A 7,482-nucleotide genomic window follows, 5' to 3' on the forward strand; every position below is an offset into this window, starting at 1 on the left:
GGAGCCCGTTCGTGCCATTGGACGTCGTCAATCGTATCACGATCCGATCGTTCGTTCTGGGCAGCTTTGCCGTGCTGCTGCTGGTGGCGCTGACTGCCGTTCTGGTTCCCGTGCGGTCGGCCATCGATGCCGATCGCCATATCCAGCAGATCGAGCACGACGTGATCCCCCGTCTGGTGCAACTCGATCACATCAAGACAGCCGTGACCGGCGCGCGCCAGCACATGGCCAAGGCGCTAATCGACGGCTCGCCCGAGCGCCATAGCGCCGAAACCACCGCCACGCGCGAAGCGATCATGGAGGCCGATCGGCTGATCCAGCGCTATCGCGACACGATCCGCGAACCGCAGGAACAGGCGCTGTTCGTGCCGGTGGAGGCGGCTTGGCACGAATGGAAAGCCGCGCGCGAAGGCGTGCTGCGCCTCACCTTGCGCGATTATGCCGCGGCCGCCGCGCTTTACCAGGTCGATGCGCCGCGCGTGGGCGAAAACGTGGGCAGCGCGGTCGATGCCCTGATCCGTCACCAGCAGGGGCGCTCGATGGCCGTGGCGCGGGCAGAAGCGCACAATATCCGCCAGGCCGTCCGCCTGGCCGTGGGCCTGGGTGCGGTGATGGTGGCAGTGGCCGGCCTGATCATCGCCTGCCTGCTGCAACGCGTGACAACGCCGCTGGTGCGCCTGGCCGATGCCATGCGGGCCATGGCCCAAGGCGCGCTGGACCATGCCATTCCCGGCGCCCAGCGCAGCGATGAAATCGGCGCGATCAGCCAGGCGCTCCACGCGATCAAGCGGCTCGTGGCGCAAAAGGTGCGCGAAAAGGCCAACCAGGAACTTGCCGTGCAACGCCGCCTGGCCGAGCAGGCGCGCGAGGAGGAGCGCAAGCGCGAGGTGGTGATCGATCGCATTTCCTGCGCGCTTTCGGCCATGGCCAAGGGGGATCTGGCCCAGGCCCAGCCCAATCTGCCCGCCGAATACGAGCGCATTTCCCGCGATTTCGAAACGACCATCGGCCAATGGTTGCAAGCGCAGGATGCCGTGGAATACCTCGCGTCGCACGACACGCTGACCGGCCTTGGCAATCGCAGCCTGGCGCGTCGCGTGCTCGATGAAACCTTGGCCGACGAACCGCCTTATTGCGCGCTCGTCGCGTTCGAAATCGATCGCCTGGCCACGATCAACAAGGTGTTCGGCCCGCCGGTGGGCGACGATATCCTGCGCGAGGTGGCCGATATCCTGCGCCATGTGGCCCATCCGCAAGACGTCGTGTGCCGCGTGGCCGGCAACGAATTCTGCATTATCCAGCGCATGGCCGATGGCCCGGAAGACACCCGCCGCCTGGTCGCCACCGTGGCCGAAGCCATGGCCGCGCGCTGGGACGTGGCCCGCGATCCCAGCGCCGTCGCGCTCAGCACCGGGATCGCCACTTATCCGTGCGACGGCCATTCCCCCGAAACGCTCAAGTCTGCCGTAGTCCTTGCGCTCGATCGCGCGCGCCAGTCCGGCCGTGGGCAGATCTGCTTTTTTGATTCCGCCATGGATGCCTCGGCCAGGGCCAGCCTGCGGCTGGAGGCAGACCTGGCCCATGCCCTGGCGCGCCAGCAGTTTCACCTGGATTTCCAGCCGATTGTCGATCCCGCCACCCATGCCGTGCAGGGCTATGAAGCCCTGCTGCGCTGGTGCCACCCCGATCTCGGAGCGATCGCGCCGGGCGAGTTCATCCCCCTGGCCGAAGCCAGCGGTGCCATCGTGACGATCGGCGAATGGGTGCTGCAACAGGCCTGTCTTGCGGCCAGCCAGTGGTCGGGCGATGCCTTCGTCGCCGTCAACATTTCGCCGGTACAGCTGCAGGTGCTCAATCTGCCAGACATCGTCGCCAGCACGCTGCGCCAGACCGGCCTGGCACCCGCGCGGCTGGAGCTGGAAATCACCGAATCCGCACTGATTGCCAACCGCGATGGTGCCCTGGCCATCCTGGAGCAGATCCGCGCGCTGGGCGTGCATATCAGCATGGATGATTTCGGCACGGGCTATTCCTCGCTCAGCAACCTGCAAAGCTTCCCGTTCAGCAAGCTCAAGATCGACCAGAGCTTCGTCGCCCGCGCCCTGACCGACGCCAAGGCCCGCTCGATCATCCGCGCCGTCGTCGGCCTGGGGCGCAGCCTCGGTCTCCCGGTCCTGGCCGAAGGGGTGGAAACCGAAAGCCAGCGCCAATTGGTAATGGAAGAAGGCTGCGACGAAGCCCAAGGCTACCTGTTTGGCCGCGCCGCCACGCCCGGTCAGACGACGCCCGAGCAGGCCGCGCCCGAACAGGCCAAACGGGCCTGAGAAGCGGTGCGAGGGGGCGGATGCGCGGAGGCCCCGGTCCGTTTCCGGGGCCCGGCACAGGATTGGCGGTCAGTTGGTTTCCGCGAGCGCTACAGCATCTGGCCCCGCAGGAAACCGAAGCCGATCGGTTACATCATGCACGGCGTTCCAAACGCCTTCGGCCACATCGCTCTCTCGCGTGGTCAGTGCCGGCGCGGCGAAGCCTTCCATGATTGGCTTGGCGAAGTCGGCGTACTCGCCCGGGAGCAACTGGTCGAATGGAATGATGGCGTTCGCGCCGAAGTTGGTGGTTGGGGCATAGCCGGGCTCGACCAGCTTTACCGAGATACCGAAGTAGGCGAGCTCGTGGGCAAGCGAGCCCGTGAACCCTTGGATCGCGTGCTTGCTCGCGGTGTAGGCGGCTGCCAGCGGAAAAGCGCCGAGCGTGACGCTCGATGTTACATTGACGATGATGCCTGAGCGGCGCGCCCGCATCTGCGGGATGACCGCCTGGCACATCGCCATCACGCCGATCGTGTTGGTCTCGAATAGCTGGCGCACCAGCGACATTGGCGTTGCCTCAAACGCTCCGACCGCGCCGATGCCCGCATTGTTCACCAGCACATTGATGGGGCCAGCGGCGTCGATCAGCGCCGCGATGCTCGCTTCGTCGGTGACGTCGAGCGGCAGAACCCGCAAGCGGCTGGTGTCGCCAGCGAAATTGGCCGCCTCGGGCCGCCGCATCGTGGCGATCACATCCCAACCCTGCGCCAGGAAATGTTCGGTGATCGCCTTGCCATAGCCTGACGAGGTTCCGGTGATGAGGACGGTCTTGGTCATGTCAGTCTCCAGTTTCGTTGACCAAGAGATAGACGAGGTGATGTGCACGATCTATAACGAGGAATCCGCATTAAATTATGGATCGTCCAAGAATATGGATCCCCTCAGCGACATGGTCGCCTTGTTGCGCCCAAGCGCCGCAGTGTCGAAGCCGATCTCCGGAAAGGGGCGCTGGGCTGTTCATTACGACGCGCACGACGCGCCCGGCTTTACGATCATCCTCTCGGGCGAGGCGTGGCTGACCGTTGATGGCAAGGAGCCGCTGCGTCTGGCTGAAGGAGATTTTCTCTTGCTGCCGACCACGCCACCCTTCTCGTTGGCAAGCGGGCCTCATATTGCGAGTACACGTGTCACGCCGCGTGACGAAGCCGTCCGGCATGGCGACCCTGATGGAGCGCCTGACTTCGTGGCGTTGGGCGGGAGCTTCGCCTTCGAGCGGGTGAATGCTCCTCTTCTGCTTTCCCTTCTGCCCGAGCGTATCCACATCCCGGCCTCCGAAGGCCGTTCGACACGGTTCGGGCGTTTGATTGATCTGCTGGCTGAGGAATGCGCCACCGATTACCCCGGCAAGGCGTTGATCATTCGGCGCATGCTGGAAACTCTGCTGGTCGAGGCGCTTCGCTGGCGCAACCTTGGCAACGAGGCTGTCCCCGCAAGCCTGTTGAACGGGATGCAGGACCCGGCGATCGCCCTGGCGTTACAGGCGATCCATGCCGATGTCCGTGCGAACTGGACAGTGGCAGAACTCGCAAGCGTCGCGGGCATGTCGCGCTCGGCCTTCTCAGCCCGGTTCGGTGAAGTGTTGGGATGCGCCCCAATCGAGTATCTTCTGCGCTGGCGCATGGCGATCGCCAAGGACGCGCTGGCTCGCGGCAACAAGACGCTCGATCGGATCGCAGAAGAGATAGGCTATGGGTCAGCCAGCGCCTTCAGCACGGCGTTTCGCAAGCGGCTGGGCTGCCCGCCAGGCAAGTTCGCACGCGCGGCGGCTTGATCCATGCGATGGAGATAAAAAACGGGACTGCCGAACGGTGCCGCCTGCCCAGGCACAATCGCCCGCTGCAACATACAGCAAGGCGTTTGCGACTTCGCGTATGTCCGTTTGTCCGGCGTCGGCCTCCGCGCTTGGCGGCAGCGATGAACGGCGCTGCCAAGGCCCACCCCCGGTCAGTCACATCGCTGGAATGACGCCATCCTTCATTCTATCTCTCTCAGGACGGCGTGAATCACAACGTGCTGTTATTGCTAAACAACCGTTGGGGTGGGCTCGAACAAAGCCGCTTCGGCGAGCCCCGTGGGGGGCTTTGCCGAAGCAGCCTAAAGGTATTCTTTTTTAGAAGAAAAACCGCGCTGAAGCCGAGACCAGGCGGCCATAAAGCGTGCGCGCGGTAGCGACCCCGTTGAGCGGGATGGTCGTTGCGTTCACTTCCTGGATTGCCGTCGTGTTGAAGACGTTCGAGACGTTGACGCCCAGCGAGAGGCGATCAACGGGCCGATACTGTGCAAACAGACCCACAGTCGTGAACCCGGGCATTTTCAGCATATCCGAATCATCGGCATAGCTGGAGGTTTGGCCCCCCACGTTAGCCCCGACAGTGAAGCGATCGGAATCATATTGCGGCGTTAGCGTGTAGAGCAGAGTCGGTTGGCGACGCGGCGTCTTTCCGACCAATTTTATCGGGTTCGCAACCGGGAACAAGGTGTTGGAGAACGCAGGCGCATCGGCCGTGATCTCGCCACCTGTGAGCGTTGCGCTGCCGGCGAGGCTGAACGGACCGTGGTGGACAGAGCCCTCGAATTCCGCACCAAAGGTACGATAGGAGCGAGACACCAGCGTTGGCGTCTTGAGGCCGAACGCATCGGGCAGATTCGGAAGGAAGGTTCCCCGCGTGGTCGCGTAAAATCCGGTCAGATTGAGCGTGATGCCGTTGCGACGGAATTTCACACCGACCTCGCTCTGGCGCACGGAATCGTGCCCTGCATCCTTGTTCAGGAGCGCGCCGGTCCTTGCGCTGATGGCGGGCGAGAACAACAGGGCGTCGGCGCCAGCACGGCCGCCAAGACTGTGGCGGGCGAAGAGGGCGAGGGATTCAGCCATGCGATAGTTGATACCCACCGAATAGGACGCATAGCCATATCTGTAATCGACAGGCTGCGACGCGCTGGGCGAGATGAACGGGATGCCAATGGCCACACCGTTGGCAAAACCCCGTTCAGCCATGTCGAGGATACCGTTGCGATCAACATCGACATTCTGCGAGGCGTTGGCCTGAGCAATGCTGCCCGTAACCCTGCCCCGATCATAACGAACCGAGCCGCCGATCGCCACTTTGCCTTTGTGGAAGTTGAACGATCCATAAGGCGCCAGAACGTCGTAATCCACATTCACGTGGCGGTTGGGGTTCAGCGCATCGTTATACTGCAGCACGCCGTTGCGGAACATATAGGCGCCGGAAGGGTCCTGGACATTGATCAGCGCGGAATTGCCATTGCCCACGATATCCTGAATCACGACCGAGCCAAAGTATTCACGGTCAAGCTTCTGCAGCGATTTGTAGACGCCGGCCGTTGTCGTCAGGTCGCCGCCGCCAATCTGCCAAACCTTGCTGGCGCGAAAATCATTGGTGAAGTTTCGCAGGCTGTTGATTTTGGTATGCCCGATAGTGGACAATGCCACGAGCCCATTGCCGCTGACGGTGAGCGGATTGATGACATGGCCGGCATTGGGACCGGTGGCGTAGGTTGCGGTGCCGCCCGGCGCGATCACGCCAAGCAACACAAAGGGAGCGTTCAGCTGTAGCTGGGGATCAACGATATCGGATTGGCCCGACATGTCCGAATAACGGAAACGCTCCGTGAAGCTCCAGCCGCCCAACCCGAACTGGACTTCGGTGCCAACGCTTTTTGCGCTGACGCGATATCCGTCCTGCGCGTTGGTCGACACGATATTGCCAAAGGCATCCACCTGATTCATGTTTGAGATATAGCGAGACATTGCCGTGTCAGTGACAGCGTTGAACTGCGGCAGGTTGCCGTAGATCGGCTTGGCGTCCGTCCCGCTCACCGTCATCGGGCCGGCAATGTAGCCGGGAAACTTGTCATCCAGAAATTTGCCATAAAAGCGGATCGACCCGCCGGCGAACTGCTTGGTTAGGTTGAACTTGATCTGGCCGCCCTGGGTTGCGTTATAACCCGTCTTGCGCGGGCCTTCGCCAGCGCGATAAAAGCCGCCGATGTGGAAACGCCAAGTATCGTTCAAGCGGGTGCCATAGTCGAAATCAGCTCGGTTGCTACCATAGTTAAGGCCCGACGACAGCTGAACTGAGCCGCCCTCGACTTCGCCCGTCTTGGAAATCAGGTTAATCACACCGCCCGGTGCGTTTGAAGCAAACGTCGATGCCGAGCCGCCGCGGATTGAATCGACCGACGCGACGTTGAGGTCCGCACGCACGAAAACATCCGGTCCCATGTTCGCGAGATCGCCGAATTCCAGCACGGGCAGGCCGTCTTCCTGAATCTGGAGATATTTCGCACCGCCGTTGACCAGGGGTAGGCCGCGCACAGTATAGGCATTCATGCCTTCGCCCGAGCCGCCTTCGACCCGAATGCCCGGAATGTTGTGGAAAAGATCATCGAGCGACCGGGGAGCCAGCTTCGCGATCTCATTTTCCTTGAGCGAACTGGTCGAAGTGGCGCTGTCGAGACGATCGCGCGCGCGAGCAACACCAGTTGTCACCATATCGCTGTCATTGTCCGCGCGGCTTGCTTCCCAAGCGGTCAATGGCTTTTCACTGTCGCGGGCAAGAGCTGGCGCGCTGTGAAGCATGAGGGCTATCACGCATATGGATGAGCAGTGATTGGCAAGATTTATATAGTTAGTATTCATAAATCCCTCATCTCCCCGTAAGAAGGTATTTTCACCTTGTTCAGGATAGAGGCCATATTTTGCTGAAGCTTCTTTAAGATCCAGCCATTCCACGAATGGTCGATTTACTTAGACCTGAGACCGAATTACAATCCTGTTGTCAGTACGGTTATAGGTGCTGCGCCTGAGAGGAAGTGGCAGCAATTTTGTCGTAGCGGCGGGCGCCCTTACGGCTGCGCCGACCTGAGAAGACCCAGCTATTGCCGTCTTCGCGCAACGTCAGCGCGGCCTTGACGTCGCAGATGTCGCCTGCGGCGAGTATCAAGACATAGGGCGGTTGAGGACGTCGATCAGGGCATAGGCGGCGTGGACAAAATACACACCCCAAACCAGGCGGTGTGGTATTTTTACCCCCCCCCCGGGTTTTACCGGCTTTACAGGTGCAGAGGAACGGGGGTAAAAATAAACCCAATT

General features: G+C 61.7%; 5 protein-coding genes and 1 pseudogene. 2 read left to right on the forward strand and 4 right to left on the reverse strand.

Going from position 1 to position 7,482, the window contains the following annotated elements:
- The first annotated feature begins 11 nt into the window (after positions 1–11).
- On the forward strand, positions 12–2,324 hold the full coding sequence (locus FHT19_RS17765; RefSeq protein WP_169476126.1) for an EAL domain-containing protein: 2,313 nt from the start codon (positions 12–14) through the stop codon (positions 2,322–2,324).
- A gap of 69 nt (positions 2,325–2,393) precedes the next feature.
- Here FHT19_RS17765 and FHT19_RS17770 read toward each other — a convergent pair whose 3' ends face one another.
- A complete protein-coding gene (locus FHT19_RS17770; RefSeq protein ID WP_169476128.1) occupies positions 2,394–3,143 on the reverse strand; it encodes an SDR family oxidoreductase in 750 nt (249 codons plus the stop codon).
- On the opposite strand from FHT19_RS17770, the gene FHT19_RS17775 reads away from it, so the two are divergent.
- Positions 3,142–4,137 carry an AraC family transcriptional regulator gene (locus FHT19_RS17775; RefSeq protein WP_248290533.1) on the forward strand — a complete coding sequence of 332 codons (996 nt, stop codon included), beginning with the start codon at positions 3,142–3,144 and terminating at the stop codon, positions 4,135–4,137. The two genes, FHT19_RS17770 and FHT19_RS17775, sit on opposite strands and share 2 nt — an antisense overlap.
- Positions 4,138–4,185: 48 nt before the next feature.
- Here the strand turns inward: FHT19_RS17775 and FHT19_RS24290 are convergent.
- The 3 genes and pseudogenes from FHT19_RS24290 to FHT19_RS24295 all read right to left on the reverse strand — a co-directional run.
- Positions 4,186–4,342 (reverse strand): annotated as a pseudogene (locus tag FHT19_RS24290) (transposase); the annotation flags it as partial.
- Positions 4,343–4,476: 134 nt separating this feature from the next.
- Positions 4,477–7,122, reverse strand: coding sequence for a TonB-dependent receptor (locus FHT19_RS17780; RefSeq protein WP_348981801.1), 2,646 nt, complete (start codon positions 7,120–7,122; stop codon positions 4,477–4,479).
- Positions 7,123–7,177: 55 nt separating this feature from the next.
- A partial coding sequence (locus FHT19_RS24295; RefSeq protein WP_211189001.1) for a hypothetical protein occupies positions 7,178–7,482 on the reverse strand: 305 nt, incomplete at its 5' end.

Source organism: Novosphingobium sp. SG919 (genome assembly GCF_012932495.1).
GTDB lineage: Bacteria > Pseudomonadota > Alphaproteobacteria > Sphingomonadales > Sphingomonadaceae > Novosphingobium > Novosphingobium rhizosphaerae.